At 38.1% G+C, this 20,440-nt stretch carries 20 protein-coding genes and 1 pseudogene; 14 read left to right on the plus strand and 7 right to left on the minus strand.

Annotation, left to right across the window (positions count from 1 at the left end):
• Positions 1-339: 339 nt before the first annotated feature.
• Together ACFO3P_RS16585 and ACFO3P_RS16590 are read left to right on the plus strand one after the other, a co-directional pair.
• Positions 340-804 (plus strand): YehR family lipoprotein, encoded by a 465-nt coding sequence (locus ACFO3P_RS16585; protein ID WP_379542526.1) that lies wholly within the window; start codon positions 340-342, stop codon positions 802-804.
• A gap of 280 nt (positions 805-1,084) precedes the next feature.
• A complete protein-coding gene (locus ACFO3P_RS16590) occupies positions 1,085-1,285 on the plus strand; it encodes a hypothetical protein (protein WP_289585039.1) in 201 nt (66 codons plus the stop codon).
• Positions 1,286-1,426: 141 nt separating this feature from the next.
• Here ACFO3P_RS16590 and ACFO3P_RS16595 read toward each other — a convergent pair whose 3' ends face one another.
• Both ACFO3P_RS16595 and ACFO3P_RS16600 read right to left on the minus strand, forming a co-directional pair.
• Entirely contained in the window at positions 1,427-2,020 is a 594-nt protein-coding gene (locus ACFO3P_RS16595) for a DUF4352 domain-containing protein (protein ID WP_379542527.1), read from the minus strand.
• Between the two features lie 971 nt (positions 2,021-2,991).
• Positions 2,992-3,774 carry a DeoR/GlpR family DNA-binding transcription regulator gene (locus tag ACFO3P_RS16600; protein WP_379542528.1) on the minus strand — a complete coding sequence of 261 codons (783 nt, stop codon included), beginning with the start codon at positions 3,772-3,774 and terminating at the stop codon, positions 2,992-2,994.
• Positions 3,775-4,142: 368 nt separating this feature from the next.
• Here ACFO3P_RS16600 and ACFO3P_RS16605 point away from each other — a divergent pair, with 368 nt between their 5' ends.
• From ACFO3P_RS16605 to ACFO3P_RS16645, 9 genes are all read left to right on the plus strand, one after another.
• Entirely contained in the window at positions 4,143-4,655 is a 513-nt protein-coding gene (locus tag ACFO3P_RS16605) for an ureidoglycolate lyase (RefSeq protein WP_379542529.1), read from the plus strand.
• Positions 4,656-4,740: 85 nt separating this feature from the next.
• Positions 4,741-5,328: a hypothetical protein gene (locus ACFO3P_RS16610; protein ID WP_379542530.1), complete on the plus strand. Its 588-nt coding sequence runs from the start codon at positions 4,741-4,743 to the stop codon at positions 5,326-5,328.
• 25 nt (positions 5,329-5,353) lie between these two features.
• A complete protein-coding gene (locus ACFO3P_RS16615) occupies positions 5,354-6,139 on the plus strand; it encodes an energy-coupling factor transporter transmembrane component T (RefSeq protein WP_379542531.1) in 786 nt (261 codons plus the stop codon).
• On the plus strand, positions 6,136-7,002 hold the full coding sequence (locus ACFO3P_RS16620) for an energy-coupling factor ABC transporter ATP-binding protein (RefSeq protein WP_379542532.1): 867 nt from the start codon (positions 6,136-6,138) through the stop codon (positions 7,000-7,002). The genes ACFO3P_RS16615 and ACFO3P_RS16620 overlap by 4 nt, the downstream gene beginning before the upstream one ends.
• On the plus strand, positions 6,986-7,786 hold the full coding sequence (locus ACFO3P_RS16625) for an energy-coupling factor ABC transporter ATP-binding protein (protein WP_379542533.1): 801 nt from the start codon (positions 6,986-6,988) through the stop codon (positions 7,784-7,786). Before ACFO3P_RS16620 ends, ACFO3P_RS16625 begins: the two co-directional genes overlap by 17 nt.
• A gap of 53 nt (positions 7,787-7,839) precedes the next feature.
• Positions 7,840-8,808, plus strand: coding sequence for a ribokinase (locus ACFO3P_RS16630; protein ID WP_379542534.1), 969 nt, complete (start codon positions 7,840-7,842; stop codon positions 8,806-8,808).
• Positions 8,809-8,938: 130 nt separating this feature from the next.
• Positions 8,939-9,913, plus strand: a complete 975-nt coding sequence (locus tag ACFO3P_RS16635; protein ID WP_379542535.1) for an IF-2B domain-containing protein — start codon at positions 8,939-8,941, stop codon at positions 9,911-9,913.
• Positions 9,914-9,922: 9 nt separating this feature from the next.
• Positions 9,923-10,720, plus strand: a complete 798-nt coding sequence (locus ACFO3P_RS16640) for a BtpA/SgcQ family protein (protein ID WP_379542559.1) — start codon at positions 9,923-9,925, stop codon at positions 10,718-10,720.
• Positions 10,721-10,749: 29 nt separating this feature from the next.
• On the plus strand, positions 10,750-10,899 hold the full coding sequence (locus ACFO3P_RS16645) for a hypothetical protein (protein ID WP_379542536.1): 150 nt from the start codon (positions 10,750-10,752) through the stop codon (positions 10,897-10,899).
• Positions 10,900-11,120: 221 nt separating this feature from the next.
• Here ACFO3P_RS16645 and ACFO3P_RS16650 read toward each other — a convergent pair whose 3' ends face one another.
• From ACFO3P_RS16650 to ACFO3P_RS16660, 3 genes are all read right to left on the minus strand, one after another.
• Entirely contained in the window at positions 11,121-12,740 is a 1,620-nt protein-coding gene (locus tag ACFO3P_RS16650; RefSeq protein ID WP_379542537.1) for an amidohydrolase, read from the minus strand.
• Positions 12,741-12,770: 30 nt separating this feature from the next.
• Entirely contained in the window at positions 12,771-14,159 is a 1,389-nt protein-coding gene (locus ACFO3P_RS16655; RefSeq protein ID WP_379542560.1) for a sodium/glutamate symporter, read from the minus strand.
• Between the two features lie 142 nt (positions 14,160-14,301).
• Positions 14,302-15,024, minus strand: a complete 723-nt coding sequence (locus ACFO3P_RS16660) for a GntR family transcriptional regulator (RefSeq protein ID WP_379542539.1) — start codon at positions 15,022-15,024, stop codon at positions 14,302-14,304.
• Between the two features lie 208 nt (positions 15,025-15,232).
• Between ACFO3P_RS16660 and ACFO3P_RS16665 the strand changes: the two genes are divergently transcribed.
• Complete coding sequence (locus ACFO3P_RS16665; RefSeq protein ID WP_379542540.1) at positions 15,233-15,928, plus strand: poly-gamma-glutamate hydrolase family protein; 696 nt, start codon at positions 15,233-15,235, stop codon at positions 15,926-15,928.
• 18 nt (positions 15,929-15,946) lie between these two features.
• Here ACFO3P_RS16665 and ACFO3P_RS16670 read toward each other — a convergent pair.
• Positions 15,947-16,261 (minus strand): annotated as a pseudogene (locus ACFO3P_RS16670) (DUF1643 domain-containing protein); the annotation flags it as partial.
• A gap of 210 nt (positions 16,262-16,471) precedes the next feature.
• Here ACFO3P_RS16670 and ACFO3P_RS16675 point away from each other — a divergent pair.
• Positions 16,472-17,308: a glycerophosphodiester phosphodiesterase gene (locus ACFO3P_RS16675; protein ID WP_379542541.1), complete on the plus strand. Its 837-nt coding sequence runs from the start codon at positions 16,472-16,474 to the stop codon at positions 17,306-17,308.
• Positions 17,309-17,542: 234 nt separating this feature from the next.
• On the opposite strand, the gene ACFO3P_RS16680 is transcribed toward ACFO3P_RS16675, so the two are convergent.
• Entirely contained in the window at positions 17,543-18,592 is a 1,050-nt protein-coding gene (locus ACFO3P_RS16680) for a M14 family zinc carboxypeptidase (RefSeq protein WP_379542542.1), read from the minus strand.
• Positions 18,593-19,175: 583 nt separating this feature from the next.
• Here ACFO3P_RS16680 and ACFO3P_RS16685 point away from each other — a divergent pair.
• Positions 19,176-20,426 carry an NAD(P)/FAD-dependent oxidoreductase gene (locus tag ACFO3P_RS16685; protein ID WP_379542544.1) on the plus strand — a complete coding sequence of 417 codons (1,251 nt, stop codon included), beginning with the start codon at positions 19,176-19,178 and terminating at the stop codon, positions 20,424-20,426.
• The last annotated feature ends 14 nt before the right edge of the window (positions 20,427-20,440 follow it).

Genomic DNA, 20,440 nt, shown 5'->3' on the forward strand with positions numbered 1-20,440 from the left:
AATGGAGGTATATTCCTTGACTTACCTAATGTTTTTAATATTAATCAATGAAAATTAGAGAAAAACAGCGATATTTTAAGAAAATGAAAGTATATTGAGGGAGGAAGCGCACATATGAAAAAACGGTTATTCATCTATTTGGTTTTACTGAATTAGTATGACAAGAATTGCTTGTAATTCAGATAAAGAAAGTTCCGAACCAACTTGCCTTGTCTCTGCAGTTGAAGTTTCCCCTGAGATGCAAGTAATGCGGATCTGGAAAAAATATTGGATCGGATCTAAGTAAGAAAAGTGGAACCAGGTAAAAAATATAAATTTGTGATGGATGGGAGAAAAAACATGATTAAACAAAAAACTTTTAGAATCATTGGAATGCTGGCTTTGCTAGTGGCATTAGCTGGACTCATGGCTTGTAACTCGGAAGAAACGGTCACACTCCAAAGTGAACAGAACGGAGTCATTATGAAAATTACATATGTAGCCGAGGGTGACGAAGTAATAGAACAATCTACTGAAAGTGAAATCCCCTATTCTTCTTTAATGGTAACAACAAAAGAAGAGGCTCAAGCTATTCTCGACCCCATTGTTGACGAAATTCAAGGAACAGAAGGGCTTGAACATAATATTGATTATCAAGATGATAAAGCCATCGAAACAATGACAATCGATTACACGACAGCTGATCTTTCTGAAATATCAGCACTGCCTGGTTCTACCTTTGAAGGAGAAGAGGGTGCTGATACGGTCAGTTTGGAACAGTCTGTAGAAATGATGGAGAGTCAAGGCTTTGAAGTCGTAGAATAAAATTGATTAATAGAGGAGGCCGTACCTGCGTTATGTGAGGGTACGGTCGTTTTGTTTGTATTACAAGAAGGTACCATTATTAGACTTTTTTTATTATGGACGATTCTGGGGTGGTTTTTTATTGCTTCTTATCGCTCGTATGAGTAATAAAAGTTATGCGGAAAGAGAGAAGCTTCGGCATGATAGTATCAGCCGTAAAAGTTGTATACGAATCGTAGCGACAAAATTTCAATATAACAACCTATTAAAAATGAAATAATAAACAAAGGAGAAATCTATAATGACCAACATGATTGCCTATCTTTTTGGCAGACTTCTAGGAGCGTTTTTACTTTCTTTCATACTTACTGGGATTTGGAGCCTGCTTTACCGTATCATTAAGAAGAAATCTATGCCGAAGTTTTGGTTGAAGCTCTTTATTATTGCTGTCATTCTTACAATCATTTCGATGGTAGGGGCAATGAATCAACAGAATATGTAAGATATAGATACTCCGAATATGGACTTATTTCTGAATAGGGATCTTTCTCTATTTTTAAAAAGATGTCATTCACAAAAAAACCCTGGCACGATGCCTCGCGCCAGGGTTTGGAGTGATGATGGGTTTAATTGGTTATTTATCTTATTGATTAGGGTTCGGCAATTCGAAATGTGTTTCTTCATCTGACATCATTTCAAATTTTAATAAAAAGGTATCGGCATAATCCACGCTTTCTACGTACACTAACGGTCCTGTTATTTCTTCTCCTGGAGCTAATTCTTCATCTGCTTCCGGAAAAAATTCGTTATAAGATATTTCCCCACCATCTTCATCTATTGCTGATAAGTTGGCAGAATACATATCATGAGGCACATAAGCTTCATCGCTGATATTTTTGAATGTAACGTCTGCCACGGCCAGCTTAAAATTATCATCAGAAGTAGACATGATATCTTCCATCGGCTTCCCATTTGCTTCTTCAGCAAAGTAAAAATCGTTTACTGTTACCTCATAATCAAATTCATATAAATCGCTGGTGATCACTGCTGTATCACCGATGCTGTATACCTCTTTGTCTTCTTCTGAGGTATCAGAAGTATCTGTATCGTTTTCGTTCTCTGCTGTTTCGCTGTTTTCTTCTTCAGCAGTATCAGCAGTTTCTCCGCTACCACTGTCACTGCTGCATGCTGCCAATAATAAACTTAAAAATAATGCTGCCAGTAATAATTTTTTCAACGGGTTGTTCCTCCCAAATTTATTTTTTATAAAATTAATACTAGCAAAATGGTGTTCTATATTCCATTGTTATTTTTCTTGTTTAGTCACTTTTTTCATATTAAGGAGTCTATGTTACCTCTCCAATACAAGTCCATCAATGTTCAATTGAGATCCGTATATAAAAAAATGATTTGCCCTGTCTGGAGAAAAGCGCTTTTCAACCACAGCGTCAGCTGCTGGTCTTTTACTATTGTTTGTGTCGGTGGTAGTGAAGTTATTGCAGATGGAAGAAACAAAAGAATAAAAAGAAGTATCATACAGGGCTGCGATGTTTAAAGATAGCTGAAACAAGTGAAAGGATGCCTATTTTTTTAATAGAACACCCTAATTCAAATGTGAATCTGTTAAAATTATTACAAACATATGGGGTACAAGCAACAGCAGGATTTGAAAATATTAGTGTTAATGCAGTAAGAATAGGGATTCCCAGTAAAGTGAATCCTTTGTTAGGTATATTAAACGAATGGGAAGAAGAACTCATAAAGAGCTGATTGAGATTGGCATTTGTCCTAATATACAGTCATGAAGGCTACATGTGTAACTGGTATACATGTAGCCTTTACAGATATCGTAACTTTCATATTCAAAAGGGATGGCGCTATCGTTTATATGAAAATCTAAGGTGCAGGTTCAAAGAGGTTCAAAGAGGTTCAAAGTAATACTAAAGGGTGCAAATCCTTATTAGAAGGCAGCCCTTTTGAATTTGTTATTTCAGATTTATTAAAAGAAGCTTTTATGAAAATAGGATATCAAGAAGAATCTATATCCTGGGAGTATAGATTTAGTATCTTTACATGAAGAGTTATCCCTATTTGTAAAAAGAATCCTTGATAAAAACACATCATTCCCATGGTTGGTAAAGCAATAACAGGAAGCAGAAATTCAATTTAGATGTAAATTGATATTAAAAGAATCAAACTAGAGGCTGTTCATCCCGGCCTTTTCACATCCGTCAACACGACATCTACTCCCTCTTCCTCACAAGTCTGTAAAAATCCTTCGTCTATATCTTTATTCGTAATAATCGTATCAATCTCATTTATATGACATAACTCTAAAAAGTCCGGTTCACCAATTTTTGAACTATCTACTAATACAATAACCTTTTTCGCTTTTTTAATGACTGATTTTTTAATCATCAGTTCATCAATACTGGAGGTAGTGAGTATGCCGGCTGGAGTTATTTTGGGAACGCCTATAAAAGCTATATCAAAATTCATAGAGCTGATCATTAATTCAGCGAAATGTCCTTTGCTGGAACCAGTTTCTTTTTCTAAATCACCGCCAATAAATACGACTTGTAAGTTGGGACGGTTGTTTAATTCAACTGCTGTTGATAAGGTTCCGGTAACAATTAACAGTCTTTTTTCATTAGGAATGGAATGGGCAAGGCAATATCCCGTAGTACTGGAATCAATAAATATCTTATCCCCGTCATTAATAAAAGAGAGACCTGCTTCAGCGATTTTTTCTTTTTCTTCTCTGTTCATTAAAATTCTTAACTCATAAGGTCGTTCAGCTAGTAATCTATCAGAATGAATGATTGCTCCTCCATGTGATCGCACAGCTATTTGCTGGGTAGCCAGTTCATCTAAGTCTCTCCGTACAGTCATTTCAGTGACATTAAATATTCTTGATAAATTACCTACTTCCACCCGTCCTTTTTCACGTAATATTCTTTCTATTTCCTTTAGTCTCTCTTCTCGTAACATTAAGTTTCCTCCTAGAATACTATCGTTAAGATTATTATAGCTACTTATATGGCAGTTAACAACAATTATGTTTGTTTATGTTATATTATGTTTATTTAAAAAATAAAATATTGACATAAACGATAATGTAATATACTATATTGATTATCAAATAGATATAATTTTTTGAAAAGGAGGTTTGATTTATAGATATTCTTATCAATTGTTAAATGATCTGATGCACAGACAACGTATTACTGAAATCCATTACAATTATGTTGGAAAGTACTGCTAGAAAAATAATCTGGCTGTGTTTTTGGAATTTAAGGAAAGCGTTTTAATTATTAAATATAAGTGAGAGAAAATATTATTTTTAAGGAGTGACAAACATGTCTAAGTACACAACAGTGAAAGATATTAATGCTGCTGAATTTGAAAAATTCGGCAAGGTGATTGAGATTCCCGATACTCCACCGCCGAAAGTAGGAGAAGGTTGGGATTGTTGGAATTACATTGCTATGTTAGATGTCTCAGAGCCGATAGGAATGGGATTAGTAAATACAAAAAAAAGAGAGCTTATAGTAGATGCGATGGAACGTCATGTCAGCAGAGAAGAGTTGTTAATCGCTTTAGATAAAGAAATCATTCAACCTGTAGCACTTTGTCGTGATATAGATGATCCAGATGAACAGCCGGATATCTTGACTGTGCAATGTTTTCGGATTAAACCTGGTCAGGGCATAGTGATTAATAGAGGAGTTTGGCACAGCCCTGCCTATCCGGTTAATGAAGATTCTACGTATCTTTTTGCAATTGAAAAGAAACCAGATAAATTTGGTGATGAAATGGTGAACCCCTGGGTGAGTTTTATTGATGGGGGAAAAGTTGAAATGAGTTTTTAATTAAGAGGATTAAGGGACTCTCTTTCGTTCTTATAATGTTGAATGTTGATAGAAAAAATTTGTTATTAAAGGAGAAATAAGGGTTATGAAAAATAGAAACATGGGTTTATTAATCTTTTTAATACCTATTGGTGTTGCGGTTAATTTTGTTGGTGGTCAAATTGCTGTTTTATTGAAGTTACCTTTATTTTTAGATACCATCGGGACATTTACTATTGGAGCAATTGCGGGGCCATTTGCAGGTATCCTTGTTGGTTTGCTTACCTGTTTAAGTATTTCGATTACAAATCCTCAATCGCTATTTTATGTTATTAATTTCATGCTGATGGGATTATTAGCGGGATACTTGGCTAAAAAAGGATTTTTTACTACTGTTCCGAAAACAATTGGAGCCGGTGCAATTATGGGGCTGGTTGTCGGGATATCAGGAAGTCTGATTTCTTACTTCCTATTTAACGGATTTGGTGTTAGTGGAACGGGCGTACTAGGCGGAATATTAATGGGGTCTGGAGTGCCAGTATGGGCTAGTGCTTTTATATCCAATATGTCAGTGGATATTATTGATAAGGTTCCGACAGCATTGGTGGCTTACTTGATTATTAGAAATATACCGCAAAAAACACTTGTTAAGCTGCCAAATGGTAATGTCTTTTTGAACGCATATAAAAAATAAACTGATTGTTCAGGAGGAGTGTATGATGGACGAGACATTTATAAATTCTTATCGCAGTCCACAATTAAGTAAGAATTGGCTTTTAAATTTGAATCCTTTGAACAAAATTAATATCTATATAGCTTTAGGATTAATTACGTTATTCTTTCAGTATTGGCAAGTGAACGTTGTGATAACCTTGGTGTTTATTTTGTTAGCGGTTGCAGCCGGAAGTTTCAAAAAATTTATCGGTCCATTTCTGAAACTCGGTTTGGTTATTGGTCCTTTCTTTTTCATCGTTCGTGCTATCTTTTGGCCGGGTGAAAATATGATATTTAATTATGGAATTATTAATATTACACAGGAAGGAATTGACTTAGGTATTCAATACGCGACGATTATGTTAGTCGTTTGTGGAATTCTTGTTCTTTGTACGGTGACGATAAAAGCAGAGGATTTAACCTATTCCTTAGAAAAAATTGGCGTGCCGCACAATGTCAGTTTCATGATTTTATCATCGTTACAGCTGATTATTGATTTAAAGGATAAAACAAAAGTCATTATGGATTCACAAAGATCCAGAGGAATCGAGACAGAGGGGAATGTGTTTGTCCGAATCAAAGCATTTGTCCCTGTTTTAAGTCCACTATTCTTGGGGGCAATTTCTGGGGCGGAGGAAAAAACAATTGCCATGGATGCTAGAGCATTCTCATCTGCCAATCCTAATACGCATTTACGTTTTCTTCGTCCTACACCAGCTTTGGAAAAAATATTGGTGATACTAGTGGACATTCTTATTTTGGGTCTGATTATTTTGGGGGTTATATTATGAGTTATATTGAATTGAAGAATGTATCTTATAGATATCCGCTGGCTGAAGCAGATGCTTTGAAAAATATTAATTATGCTTTTGAAGAAGGTAAACTTTATGGCATTATCGGTGAAAATGGCGGTGGAAAAACAACCTTTTGCGATTTAATAAAAGGTCTGATCCCCAGTTTTTATGGAGGGGATTTGACGGGAGAAGTTTTTATTAAAGGAAAAGAAATCCGCGAGTGGGAAAGCAGTGCATTAGCTTCAACGATTGGATATATATTTCAGAACCCTTTTACCCAAATCAGCGGCATCAAAGAAACGGTTTTTGAAGAAATTGCTTTAGGATTAGAGAATTTAGGTGTGGAAAGAGAAGAAATTATTGAAAGAGTCACTAATGTTGTTAGACAACTAAAAATAGAACATTTAGTTAAAAACAATCCAAATAAACTTTCTGGCGGGCAACGTCAACGAGTTGCTTTTGCCTCCATTATTGCGATGGAAACAGACATTCTTGTAATCGATGAACCAACTTCACAGTTAGATCCGAAAGGTACATCCGATATATTTGAGATTATTCATTTATTAAAAGAGCAAGGCAAAACGATTCTCCTTGTGGAACATAAAATTGATTTAATAGCTGAATATGCGGATGAGGTTTTAGTTATTAAACAAGGTGAATTAATTACGAATGGAAAAACCAGTGACGTATTTTCCAATGTGAATTTACTAAATGAAGGTGTGAATATTCCACAAATTGCCTTGCTGAGTAATGATATGAAGGAACAAGGCAAATCTTTCGATACCTTTGCTATTACAAGATCTCAAGCAAGGGAGCAAATTCTGAAAAAGGTAGTGAAAAAATATGTCATTAGAAGTTAAAGATGTCTCTTTTGCTTATCCAAATGGCTATGTAGCAAATGAAAACCTTCATTTTACTATTGAAAAAGGCGAAAGGGTTGCGATTGTCGGGCAAAATGGTGCCGGCAAAACAACAGCGGTAAAATTATTGAATGGATTGCATAAGCCTACCAAAGGAGATGTATTAGTAGATGGTACTAATACCAAAGATAAAACTGTTGCTCAAATTTCTCAATATGTAGGCTATGTGTTTCAGAATCCTGATGATCAAATTTTTAACAATACGGTGAAGGCTGAACTGGAATATTCATTTAAACACTCTAAGCTTACTGATGAGGAAATTAATAGCCGAGTAGAACGAGCGGCTGAACTGACAGGTATTCAGCAATATATGGATATGAAGCCTTTCGATATTCCTTACTCGATTAGAAAATTTGTTACGATTGCTGTTTTTGTTGCACTGGATACTCCTTACTTGATTTTAGATGAGCCAACCGCCGGACAAGATATTAATGGGATTACTCGGCTTGCCGAATTGATGAACATCTTACAGGAAGAAGGCAGGAGCGTTATCACTATTACTCATGATATGGAATTTGTTGCAGATAACTTTTCAAGAGTGATTGCAATGGCCAATAAACGTATTATAGCGGATGATTCTGCGAGAAATATATTTTGGAATAATGATATTGTAGCAGAATCAAATATTAGCAAACCGCAAATAGGAGAATTAGCAGAAGATATAGGGAGCGATAATAAGATTTTATTTAGGCATGAGTTACTGGATTATCTTACCCGATCATAGCGGGTTTCTCTAGAAAATAGCAGCATGGTAGTACAAAACTATATTCAAAGGGAATGAAAAAAGTGGAAAATAAATATGACTTGATTGTTTATGGGAGCTTAAACATGGATTATGTTGGTTATGTAGATAAATTGCCAGAGCCTGGTGAGACTGTTGCTTCCAATTCTTTTAATATAGGGCCTGGCGGGAAAGCAGCAAATCAAGTAATTACAGCAGCTAAATTAACTGCAATAACAGCAATGGTTGGCCGCGTAGGTGATGATCATATTGGAACAGTGATGAAAAATGAATTAGCTCAGGCTGGCGTTGATGATGATGATGTGTTGGTTTCTCCAGGAATTCAAACCGGTATTGCAATGGTGAGTGTGGATCAAACTGGTAATAATTCAATTGTTACTTATAAAGGTGCGAATGCTATTTTAACAGAAGAAGATGTAACTCATTCGTTAGATAAATTGAAGCGGGCGGAAGGAGTAGTTCTTCAGCTGGAGATGGATAAACAAGTGGGAGAATATACGATTCAAATGGCCTCTGATTTAGGTAAAAAAATAATCTTAAATTTAGCTCCAATTGTAGATATTGATTCCGAAGTTTTGAAATTAGTTGATTTATTAATTGTCAATGAACCCGAGTCCTCGTTTTTATCAGGTATGGATGTAAATTCTGTTGATTCAGCTAAAGAAGCAATAGAAGTCATTTCCAAAATAGGTATTGATAATATTGTCATCACTTTGGGCGGGGAAGGAGCGGTCTTTAAGACGGGAGATATAATCAAACATTATCCTGCCTCTAAAGTAAATGTGGTAGACACAACAGGAGCTGGAGATTGTTTTGTAGGCGCTGTATCTTTTTTCTGGATTAGAAGTGGCGATTTGGATTTATCGGTGAAAAATGCAGTAAATGTTGCAGCGCTTTCCGTTACGAAACAAGGTGCTATTACGTCCTTACCTTCTTTAGCAGAGTATCAGCAATTTATTGGTAAAGAGGAATTTGATTTTCATCAACTAAATATTTCTAAATAAAAAGTTGTCAATTTTCAAATAGACAGTGAAAAAATAGTTATGATATTGGAAACAACGATAAGAGAATTAGATACAAAATTATTGCATGATATTTTGTATTTGAATCGAATCGAAAGGAATGGGTGTAAATATGATAGAAGTAGAAGATGCCAGAAAAATATTAGATGATGAACAAAGTATACAAGCATTTGATGATATCGTTTATCAAAGGGTGTTAGGAGCCAGCAAGCATATTAGTATGATAGGCGATATGATTGAATCTATTGCATTAATCGGAGAAAAGAATCATTCTTCCGTACATAGTGTAGTAGATAAAATCAAAACCCTTTCCCAATACTTCATTGAAACAAGAGGTGCAGCCAGCCAGGCGGTTAGTAATGCCATTAATATCATGATAAAAAATATTGATGAAGTAAGAAACTTAGATGTGGAGGAAGCGTCGAAACTTATCATCCAAAAAAAGAATAATTATCTGATTCAATCAGAGAAAGCAATAGATAAAGTAGTGAAATATGGGGTTGAAGCTGCTTCATCAATGAAAACAATCATGGTTTTTGATTACTCTAGTACGGTAAATAAATGGCTGCAAAACTTAAACAATGGAAATTATACTATCGTTATACCGGAAAGCAGAATAATTAATGGAGGTTATCCCTTTATAGAAGCTTGCCGGGAAGCTGGTCATCAGATTAAATTTATCCCGGATGCTGCCATTATGTATTATTTAAAGGAATGTGATGGTGCATTTTTCGGTGCGGAAACTTTTTATCCAGATGGTACAACCTTTAATACAACAGGTTCAGATATCGTTGGATTAGTATGTAAAGAATTTAATATTCCACTATACGTGCTGACACCAATGATAAAAGTTGATATAAGAGCAATATATGGCTATAAAAAGCAGCTGAAGATAAATGATTTAACAGAGGAATTAGCCTCTAATTGGGATTCAAATGTAAAAAGTAAGATCGATTTTAAGTGTCCGGAACTGCTTAGCGTCGAACCCAAATATATAACCGCAATAATTACTGAAGAAGGAATCATTCCTGCCAATCAATTATTTAACAACAGTAAAAAATTCCATGATAGCTTGAAGGGGGAATAACAAGTGAATATGATAAATACAAAAGGTGTAGCATTGTCCATGGTTCAGCCTGATCCATTACCGGGGAGCTACAGACATACTAATAAAAAAATAACGGAAATTATCGATCATTCCTTAAAAGAAACAGAAATGGTACTGGAGAATGGTTTTGACGGGATCGTCCTCCAAAATATGAATGATATGCCAATTAAACAAATTGCATCACCGGAAGCTATCGCTTATATGACTCAAATAGGAGATGCGATAAAAAGAGAGTTCCCTGATCAGATATTAGGTGTGTTGATGAATTGGGACGGAGTAGCAGGCTTATCAGTGGCAGACGCGATTGGTGCAGATTTTGTAAGAGTGGAACATCTGTTTACCGGTGTGGAAGTAACAAGTGCAGGATTACTGGAAGCTCAATGCGTAGAAATAAATGAGCTTAGAAAAAGAATAAAGAGCGATATCCCGGTATTTGCAGATGTATACGAGGTACATGGTGTGCCTTTAGGGGCAAAGCCTATTCAAGATGCAGCTTGGGAATCTGTACATGAGGCATTTGCAGATGGTTTATTTATTGCAGGGAAAAATCCAAGTGAGAGTTTGGAGTTAGTCAAAAAGGCAAGGACCAAAGTGAAAGACACACCAATCTTCTTAGGCGGAGGCGCGACAGGAGAAAATGTCTATGAACTGCTGCAGCATTATGATGGTGTATGTGTGGCTACCTGGATTAAGAATGGGGATATGAAGAATCCAATAGATCCTAAGCGTGCGAAGATTTTTATGGATGAAGTAAAGCGGGCCAAAGGTGCAGTAAGTGGAGTTTAGATTCCAAAACAGACTATGATGCCACATTTATGCGAATGAAAGACAATCATATGCGGAATGGGCAGCTCAAACCAACCTATAATGTCCAAGTCGCTGTATATGCGGAATTTATCATTGGAATCAATGCGTTTTCCGATCGAAACGACATCACAACATTGATTATGAAATTCAATATTTAAATAAGAAAACTAAAAAATTTGTTAGCTTTTTTGGAGTCCAATAAATTTCAGGATATAATTATATCCTGAAATTTATTGAATAGACCATAAGTAGAAAAGCCCTTGGGACGCAATGTGATCCCCAGGGCTTTTCTACATTTATTTTTTAAAATATGTTAGGAAGAGTGCCGAACAGCAAATTTGCTTATAATTACCCTCCGCTCATAAGTTAAATGTTTCCACTATCGAACAATATTCGCCTCACTCTTATAAATCGTCTCTCCATCCTTAACCGTCTCCAAAACCTGAATATCCCGAATATCCATCGTATCCACCTTCATCGGGTTTCGATCCAAAATAACTAAATCGGCAACTTTCCCATCTTCCAAGCTGCCTTTATGATCCTCTTCAAAATATTGATAGGCCGCATTAATCGTGACAGCCTTTAACGCTTCATAGACACTGACACATTCCTCAGGCCCGATGCTCACACCATTTCTCGTCTGTCTGTTCACCGCACACCAAATCGTATGCAGCATGTCCGGTTTGACGATAGGTGCATCCTGATGGAAGTTCACGCACAGACCGCGGTCATATGCGGATCTTGCCGGGCTGATGCGGCGTCCACGCTTGTCGCCAAGATTTTTTAGATGGACATCTCCCCAGTAATACGTGTGCGCGACGAAGATGGAGGGAATCATCGATAAGCCGGCCATGATGTCCAATTGGTCATTTCTTACGGTCTGGCAGTGTATCATCACTGGTCTGAGGCTCTCTTTATCTGGATGGTTGGATTCTTCCAGCGATGCTTGGTAGTTCCGTAACAGCTGATCCGAAGCAGCATCTCCATTACAGTGTGTTAAGAGCTGCACGCCATCGTTGACTGCTGCATCGGTGTATTGTTTGACCTGTTCATCCTGAAACCATGGATATCCCAGGTAGGTTTCTTCGCCTTCATAAGGTTCTGTGAGCCAAGCAGTTTTCCCTTGAGGGGATCCATCTAAAAACATTTTATATCCGCCGATTTTAAAGCGGTTCTGATATTTTTTGGCATAATCCTTATTTTCTTCCATCAACTTTTTTGGCTCTGCATCAAAGACGGGGTAGGCAACCACATCAATTTTCAGCTTTTGCTGCTGGGCCAAGGCTTTGAATAAGTCAATAATCTCTTTGGAGGATGCCCCGTCCTGGACGGTTGCAATTCCATTTTTGATATACTCATGCTGAGCATACTCCGCCAGCTTGAATTCATCCCGTTTCACATCTTTAAAAAGGGTTTTCTGTAATCCCATCACGGCATTTTCTTCTAAATAGCCATTTGGCTCATTTGTACCTGCAACCCGGCCGATTGTTCCGCCTTCTGGGTCGGAAGTGTGCTCGTTTATGCCTGCTGCCTGTAATCCCAAATCATTCGTGCAGCCTAAGTGGCCGGAAGCATGTAAAATCAAAATAGGATGCTCCGTGGATACTTGATTCAATATCTCTTTCGTTGGGTGTCTGTTTTCCGCAAGAAAATTATGATCATACCCGCATCCGACGACAATATCGCCTTTTTTCAATTCTTTTTCCTGAATATATGCTTTTAGTGCTTGAATCATTTCATTAAAATTATCGCATTCACTTAAATCAGCCATCAATGAAAAATGACCGACCATCGAAACGTGCCCATGCGGGTCGATAAAGGCAGGCATCAGCGTATTTCCTTGTAAATCAATGCTTTCTGCCTGAGGGCTGGCTGCTTGTTTCACTTCTGCTAAGCTGCCTTGCTTTTTGATAACCCCGTTCTCTACTAAAACTGCTTCGGCGCTGTCATTCTCTCCAGTCATTGTAATGATATCGCCGCCATAATATAATTTTTGCATTGCAGATTTCACTCCTTATTTCGCTGTAGATTATGCATAGGATTTTTTCTTACTTTTGATTGGTTCAGCTTCCTCTTTAAAATCGTATGTTTTTCTGCCCCATGCTTTAAATACCTTTAATAGAATCAAATAAATAGGGACTGGTGCCAGTAACCATAGAATTCCAGCTGTGATGGATAATGTCCCGACCATAATCATCATAATCGTTGAAACGGTTATATAAGAGAACATCATCGGAATATTCATCATCCCTAATTCGATGGCTGTGGTGGAACGCAGGGAAGGCTCAATAATCCGTACAAGCGCGATTCCGCTTGGAACAGTACCCAGCGAGGTTCCCAGCAAACCGAGCGTCCGTGAAAAGTCGTTGTCGCCGCCTAAGCGCTTTCCAAAGTATAAAACGACTGCAACAGTAAGCGCAGCTATGACAACGGCTTCGATAATAATTGGAACAATCCACTGGCCGATGATACTAAATTGGACAGCCATAAAGGAACAGACAACTAAATAATCGGTGGACCAGCCGGTAATTTTCGTTTGAAAGGTATTATCCAGCAAATGGTCCAGCTGCAGCTTTTTCAATACCATTTTCACAAAATAGCCGGCAAGCATGCCGTAAATAAACAGCATTCCGCCAAGCGTAGGACCTATGCCAGGAATCATGGAAATAAGAGATGCCATTCCTAAAGCCAGCACATAACAGATACCAATCATCGTAAAGTGAAACGTCATCGTATCCATATTTCCGCTGAATACCGTCTCTTGTCCGATTGATTCTCTTTTTTCATTCTTCGTATAGTAGCCCCGTTTGACATAATCTTTGATTTCGGATTCGCCATATTTCCTGGCTAGCCCGCGTTTTAACCCATATTTCGCAAGAGGGACGCCAATTAAGAAGCAGGCAATAAAACCGATTGCCGCAAAGGTCAGGCCTACCATCGCTGCATTTTCTATTCCGTACTGCTGTTCAAAAATAGATCCAAATGTCGCTGCCTGTCCAGGCCCTTGTGTAAAGGCAAAGGGGATAAGCAGCCCGTATAGCGCGTCCATTCCGAAATAACCGCCGACGAGTAAAATGACAACCGCGCCGACAGCAGGGGTGAGTGCGTATAATAGATTCCAGAGCATGCCCATTCCGAGTGAACCTCTTGCAATCTGCTTCCCGGCAGTATGGTCGTTGTTCGCCTTGTTATTGCTTGTTAATCCAATCGAGATAAACGTAATCGTAAATAACTGTGTGACAATTACAGTGAACATTTCGGCATTGGTTGCCTGGATAAGATTTGTATTCATGACAATCATGCCTAAAATACCAGCTATGACACTAGCAGGCACTAACATATTTCGAATAAAAGCTACTTTGGCCCGAATAATCATACCGGCACAAAGCAGGATACTTGCGATACTGAATGCAATCATAAAACTCACATGGATGACCTCCCTAAAAAAGCTGTCTAATTTTGACTGCAAAAATATTATTTATATTTTATGCGATAGACACCAGTATTCTCAAGGAGGTCAGAATGTTCTAACCAGTTAAGAAACAATAACTATTCTATTTTTATTTGCTATTTCTCGACAAGGTTATTTTAAAGGAGTACATATCCGCCCGATAATAGGCTCTCTCAAATTCCACAAAGGCTCCATGGACATCGGTAATTTTTCTTTCTGCGATAATGATGCTTGTCCCCTCAGGGATATTCAGTAACTCTGAATCATCTCGGGTGGAGATTCCCGCTCTGATCTCCTGCTCCGCCTGAAAGGTATTTACCTTTAATTCTCTTTCCAGCAGCTCATAGAATGCTTCTTCATCCAGGTTAAATTGAGACAGCTTTTTCCCCAATGCCACAGGGTAATAATGTCTTTCAATCCCCATCGGAATATCATTTGCATACCTTATTCTTTTAAAGTGATGTGCCTTATCTAAGCCGGTCACCTCTTTTAATCTTCCAACTAACTCGATTTCCTGGGAGGCTACTAATCTGGCCCCCGGCGTCATCCCCATCTTCTCTATATTTTCCGAGGTGCTGTGAAGACTGCCGAGCCAGTCATTAATCGTTCGAACGGCGATAAAGGTCCCTTTCCCCGGCTTTCTTACCAAAATTCCTTCCTGAACGAGCTGCTCGATGCTTTGCCTTACTGTACTTCTGCTTACATAGTGTTCATCCATCAATTCCCTCTCACTGGGAATCTTTTCGGCATAATCGCCGTTATATATTTTCTGTTCGATGATTTGTTTTAACTGCACGTGAAGCGGGATGGAGTTTGTATAGTCTAAGGTCATGGTTGTTTTTCCTTTCGCTGCTGTTTGACTTGTTGTTTCATCGGTATGCTTATTTTAGCATGTTTGGCGTAGAGGGGAGGGTGGAGAAAGCAGAAAAGTTCGATAAATGGCGGGAGTATATTGATGACGTTTCAGATGTGATGCCTGATATAGTAGAATGATAGAATGATAAAGAGAAAATGGCATACATGAAATAGAGGTAGCAGCGATGAAAAGAAATAACTTTATGATTGTGGGACTAGCACTGGCCGTTATAGTGATAGCGATGCTGCTAGTCAATGGAAGTAACGGGAATGATAAATATAAAAACTTTAACGCGCTTCAACAACATGAGAGACTGGCCGAAGATTATCGAATCAGTTTGGAAAAAAGAGATCCGGATGTTGCCGTCATAGCGATACATGGCGGAGGGATAGAGCCCGGAACAACGGAATTAGCGGAACAATTAGCTTTTGCAGGCGACTATTCCTTCTATTCTTTTCAAGGAATAAAAGCAGCAAACAATACGGACCTGCATATTGATTCCACAAACTTCGATGAACCAAAGGCAGTAGATATTGTCTCAGACAGTTTCTATACCGTATCTTTCCATGGATACGAGGACGAACTGGAAAAACACACGTATTTGGGAGGATTGGATGAAGCATTAGCTCAATCTATCGAGATAGAGCTAAAAAAAGCTGGTTTCTCCGTAAGTGATGCACCGAAGGAAATCAATGGGGAAGAGAAGGACAATATTGTTAATCAAAATAGGCAGAGCAAAGGAGTTCAATTAGAGATCAGCACTGCGCAGCGAATGGCTTTTTATGAGGATGGGGATTTTTCGTCTGGGAATCGGGATAATCGGACGGAGGAATTTTATGATTATGTTGAGGCTGTTGGAAGGGGATTGAGTGGGGGGTAGGGTTTCATAACCATCCTTTGTTAATTGTAATGCATAAACAGGAGCATTATTTTGTCGGAGTAATCCAACCACATCTTTGTCTCGATTAAGCAAGGTACCATTTACTCCCCAAGCCAGTATTACTTTTTCAGGCCTGGTTACTGCCTTCAGAATGTGTTGATTATTTTCTTCTCCAATTGGATTAAGCGCCCCGCGTAGTTTAATAGGTTTAGTCGCTCTGTAAGTAAAGAAATTAACAACTTCCAATGAACCGTAGCCCCAATTTTTAGCATAAGCAATACATCTATTTATCGTGGGATCTTTCACGCTGTTATCGGCAACGTTCTCATACAATTCTTAATATCGTAGTGCGGCACTTTTTGTTTTACTTTCATCATCTAGTAATTCCGCAATAATCTCTTCATGCTTTTCTCTCTGTTCTTCTTTTGCAAATCTTTTGAACCGCTACGAATCTCTACATTTCTTTATCTTACAGTTTACATTCACTTCATAGATTACCTCTATAATAAAAAGTAAATACAGAAAAAGGGAGAGATTAAGATTATGATACGAAAAGTTACTATTTTTTCATTAACAGTAATGATCTTTGCATCCATGTTCACAGTTCCTGCATTCGCCTCCAATGGTAGTGGTACCCAGACAGTTGATAATATTGCACATCGAGGGGCATCAGGTCATGCTCCGGAAAATACAATGGCTGCTTTTGAAAAAGCCTTTGAAATGAAAGCTGATTATATTGAAATTGATGTACAAATGACCAAGGATGGAGAGCTAATAGCCATTCACGATACAACTGTTAATCGTACAACAAATGGGACAGGATCTGTTGGGGATTACACACTTGAAGAAATTCAACAATTGGACGCCGGAAGTTGGTTCGGACAAGAATTTGTGGGTGAACAAATTCCTACTTTTGAGGAAGTAATCGATACATATCGAGGGAAGATTGGGTTATTAATAGAATTAAAATCTCCTGAATTGTATCCAGGCGTAGAAGAAAAAGTCGCTGAAGCCTTAATGGAGCGTAATATGCATAAGCCTAATAACAAAAAAATTATTATCCAGTCGTTTAATCATGCATCTGTGCAACAATCAAAAGCACTTCTGCAGAATATCCCTCACGGTGTCCTTGCCGGTACATCTTGGGCAAATGTTACCGATGAACAGTTGGCACAATTTACAACCTTTGCTGATTTCTTCAACCCGAATATGAGCATTGTTACAGATGAGCTTGTTGACCGTGTTCATATTGCCGGGATGAAGATATATCCTTATACAGTACGAACGCAAGAACAAGCAAATAACCTATTTGAACGCAACGTGGATGGTATTATTACCGACTTTCCCGAATATGTTTATAGACATCCAGTGAAAAACTAAGGGTCTTAAAAAAGCTAGACTGGAATTCAACACGCAGATAGAATGCGCCAAAATCCAAACGGAGAAGGTGCTTTTCTTTTTAATAGAAAGTTAAAGATTCCACACCAAAGTAAAGGGATTCTAAGAAAGTAATAATCGCTTTCTTAGAATCCCTTAAATGCTCCGTTTTCTAAAACTGCCTAGAGAAGTTCAAGGTATAGTACGAGTTATCATAATTGATGAGGAAATAACTATTTACTCCGTTGTCCTAGTAGATTGTGTTGGTAAAGTATCCCAAAAAGATACATCTTTATTGTTGATAGATCCATCTGAAATGGCCCTAACCGCAGCATCCAACGTATTCACTGTTTGTTTTATTAAATAGCCATTACTTTTTTGCCCTAAAATGGCGGATTCATTGGAATGATCCGACATGCCGCGCATTTCAAATAACAGGGTAGAGATTCCGTATTCGACAGAAATTCCATTTCGGGAAATTGTCTCGGCAGAACCGCCATTATATTTACCAAGATGTCCCCAACCAGTTGAATCTATTTTATCAAACACCACAGCACCTAATTGTTTGGATTTATGAACAACTTCGGGGTCTGCATTTTCCGTAGTCGGATAAAGGATGGAACCAGACACTAGCTCTCCATCACGTTCACTATTAGCTCCCTGATGATGAAGGTCTATCATATAATCAATATCGTAAGCACGTAATACATTATTATGCAGGGCTTGTGTTTCCGGGAAAACTTTATTCACATGATCACGATTTAAATCCTCGCCTGCTGCATTGTATCTTGTTAGATGACGATCTCCGCTAGCAATATAATCATCTAAATCAAAATCTACATCTCCCATTGCTCCATCAGGGTTCAACATCGGAACAATCAACACATTCACATTATCTAGCACACCTTTTGTTTTACCGGTTCCCAGGTGTTTAATGAACTCAAGCGTCCCTTCTGTTGTCAATTGCTCGTTACCATGCTGTTGTGTTAAAAAAAGAATCGTTGGGTTTTCAGGGTTGGAGATATATTTAACAAGATATAGATCGCGACCTTTCATAGATTGGCCAATCACTTCCAATTCCATTTGACTTTGTTTTGAGTCCTGTTTCTTAAGATAATCAACCATTTCATCGTAGGTAGTAAGAATGGAAGTATTAACCGTTTCATTGCCATTGTAATTTGGCCCGTTTCCTACTGCATGGACAGCCGGTGAAGTAAGGATTGATCCTCCCACAACAAATGCCCCGGCAAGACTGAACATTAAAAGCTTTTTGCTTATCTTTTTCATAGATACCCCTCCCATTTTGTTATACTATCAAATTCGCTAGGAATGAATGCAAATCCTCCTAAAATTATAAAAATAAAGAATATTATCTATTATTGAATAAGTGTAAAGGTGTTTTGATAGGGAATGCGGTCATAGGATGTGTGAATGATAGAAACATGATTAGTTAAGAATGTAAATGAGATTGTTGTAGCTTATGTGGGATGCTTTGGAATGTGCTATATTTTGGATAAGGTGGTTGATAAGGCTAATAGGTTGTGCTGCTGTTGAGGGAAAAGCAAGAGTTTTTAATGATAAGCTAAAGATTAACCTATTTATTAGAAGTTGATATTACTGCCATATATTAAATAAATCAAAACACAATAAAGCAATATTCTGTCTAAACTTGTATAATAGAAATTAGAAAATTGTAAAATATTAAGAGGGTGCTAACTAAGCCTGTCAGACAACAAGCTTTATGTGTTGCCAGGCAATAATTCGAGATAGAACAATCCATCGAATAAAGCATCTGTTTAATTAACGAAAAATTTAATAATTACTGATTAATCTTACTGTTTCACAAATGCTTAACAAAGGAGTCCTTATCTTGAAAAAAGTAATCATAATTGGCGGAGGCGTTATCGGCCTTACCAGTGCCTATTTTTTAAGAAAATCCGGAGCAGACGTGACGATTATTGAAAAGGGAGAATTTGGCATGGCGTGTTCCAGAGGAAATCAAGGGTGGGTCTGCCCGGCTATTCATGAGCCGGTGCCAACGCCCGGGCTGGTAACGGAATCCATCCAAATGCTAATGAAAAAAGACAGCCCGCTTTATATCAAACCTTCTGCCATGCCGCAGCTGTCCGGCTGGCTGACGCAATTTATGAAACACTGCAATGAAGCAGCTTTTAAAAAAGGGGAAGAGGCTTTATTAACGACGAGCAAGCATACCTTATCTCTATTTAATGAGATTCAAAAGGATGGCGTTGATTTCGAATTGCATAAAAAAGGAATGCTGTTTGTATTTCTCCATGAGGCGAACCTTAAGAAGAAATTAGAGCGCCTGAAAGCTGTCTCGCATCAGTATGGACATCAAAAGCCGGAGTACAAAAATCAGCAGGAGGTTAAAGCATTAGAGCCTGCACTTTCTGATGATGTAAAGGGCGGCATTTTTTTAGAGAATCAATACCATATTCGCCCGGAATCCTTTTCCAAAGGGATGGTGGAAAAATTAAAAGCATTGGGAGTTAAGCTGTATGCAAATACAGAGGTTATCGATATTGAAAAGCAGGAGAATCAGATTACTTCGGTAAAGACCAAGCAGGAAGTTTTTGAAGCGGATGCGTTCCTGCTGGCCGCCGGAGCGTGGTCTGATGATATAGGAAAAAAGCTGAATTATAAGCTGCCGCTGACTGCAGGGAAAGGCTACAGTATTACAATCACGAATCCTAAAACAGAAATCGATCATCCCCTTTATCTCGGTGATTTAAAGGGAGGAATCACTCCATTTGACCATGCTATCCGTATCGGCGGAACCATGGAGCTGTCCGGAAAAAATGTAAAAATCGATAAGAAACGTGTGGAAGGGATTCGTTCTGCCGCATCTCACTATCTAAAGGAAGAAATCAAGGGAGATACCGAGGAAGAATGGGGAGGGATGAGACCAATGACTCCTGATGGCATGCCGGTTATTGGGGCGATCCCTCATCTGGATAATATGTATATTTGTACCGGCCATGCCATGGTAGGCTTGGCTATGGCACCCGTAAGCGGGAAAATGATTTCCGAAATCATCCTAACCGGACAAACAGACTTGAATATAGAAGCTTTCTCACCAGCACGATTTGAAAAATCATAAAATGAGGGGGAAGA

The organism is Oceanobacillus aidingensis, assembly GCF_042654105.1.
In the GTDB taxonomy this organism is placed as follows: domain Bacteria; phylum Bacillota; class Bacilli; order Bacillales; family Amphibacillaceae; genus Oceanobacillus; species Oceanobacillus oncorhynchi.

What these genes read in the sequence shown, in the direction of transcription:
- ACFO3P_RS16680 (WP_379542542.1), bottom strand. Translation starts at nt 18,592, where the DNA reads ATGAAAAAGATAAGCAAAAAGCTTTTAATGTTCAGTCTTGCCGGGGCA.
- ACFO3P_RS16585 (WP_379542526.1), top strand. Translation starts at nt 340, where the DNA reads ATGATTAAACAAAAAACTTTTAGAATCATTGGAATGCTGGCTTTGCTA.
- ACFO3P_RS16655 (WP_379542560.1), bottom strand. Translation starts at nt 14,159, where the DNA reads ATGATTGCATTCAGTATCGCAAGTATCCTGCTTTGTGCCGGTATGATT.
- ACFO3P_RS16660 (WP_379542539.1), bottom strand. Translation starts at nt 15,024, where the DNA reads ATGACCTTAGACTATACAAACTCCATCCCGCTTCACGTGCAGTTAAAA.
- ACFO3P_RS16590 (WP_289585039.1), top strand. Translation starts at nt 1,085, where the DNA reads ATGACCAACATGATTGCCTATCTTTTTGGCAGACTTCTAGGAGCGTTT.
- ACFO3P_RS16650 (WP_379542537.1), bottom strand. Translation starts at nt 12,740, where the DNA reads ATGCAAAAATTATATTATGGCGGCGATATCATTACAATGACTGGAGAG.
- ACFO3P_RS16640 (WP_379542559.1), top strand. Translation starts at nt 9,923, where the DNA reads ATGATAAATACAAAAGGTGTAGCATTGTCCATGGTTCAGCCTGATCCA.
- ACFO3P_RS16620 (WP_379542532.1), top strand. Translation starts at nt 6,136, where the DNA reads ATGAGTTATATTGAATTGAAGAATGTATCTTATAGATATCCGCTGGCT.
- ACFO3P_RS16630 (WP_379542534.1), top strand. Translation starts at nt 7,840, where the DNA reads ATGAAAAAAGTGGAAAATAAATATGACTTGATTGTTTATGGGAGCTTA.
- ACFO3P_RS16635 (WP_379542535.1), top strand. Translation starts at nt 8,939, where the DNA reads ATGATAGAAGTAGAAGATGCCAGAAAAATATTAGATGATGAACAAAGT.
- ACFO3P_RS16600 (WP_379542528.1), bottom strand. Translation starts at nt 3,774, where the DNA reads ATGTTACGAGAAGAGAGACTAAAGGAAATAGAAAGAATATTACGTGAA.
- ACFO3P_RS16665 (WP_379542540.1), top strand. Translation starts at nt 15,233, where the DNA reads ATGAAAAGAAATAACTTTATGATTGTGGGACTAGCACTGGCCGTTATA.
- ACFO3P_RS16605 (WP_379542529.1), top strand. Translation starts at nt 4,143, where the DNA reads ATGTCTAAGTACACAACAGTGAAAGATATTAATGCTGCTGAATTTGAA.
- ACFO3P_RS16610 (WP_379542530.1), top strand. Translation starts at nt 4,741, where the DNA reads ATGAAAAATAGAAACATGGGTTTATTAATCTTTTTAATACCTATTGGT.
- ACFO3P_RS16615 (WP_379542531.1), top strand. Translation starts at nt 5,354, where the DNA reads ATGGACGAGACATTTATAAATTCTTATCGCAGTCCACAATTAAGTAAG.
- ACFO3P_RS16675 (WP_379542541.1), top strand. Translation starts at nt 16,472, where the DNA reads ATGATACGAAAAGTTACTATTTTTTCATTAACAGTAATGATCTTTGCA.
- ACFO3P_RS16625 (WP_379542533.1), top strand. Translation starts at nt 6,986, where the DNA reads ATGTCATTAGAAGTTAAAGATGTCTCTTTTGCTTATCCAAATGGCTAT.
- ACFO3P_RS16645 (WP_379542536.1), top strand. Translation starts at nt 10,750, where the DNA reads ATGCGAATGAAAGACAATCATATGCGGAATGGGCAGCTCAAACCAACC.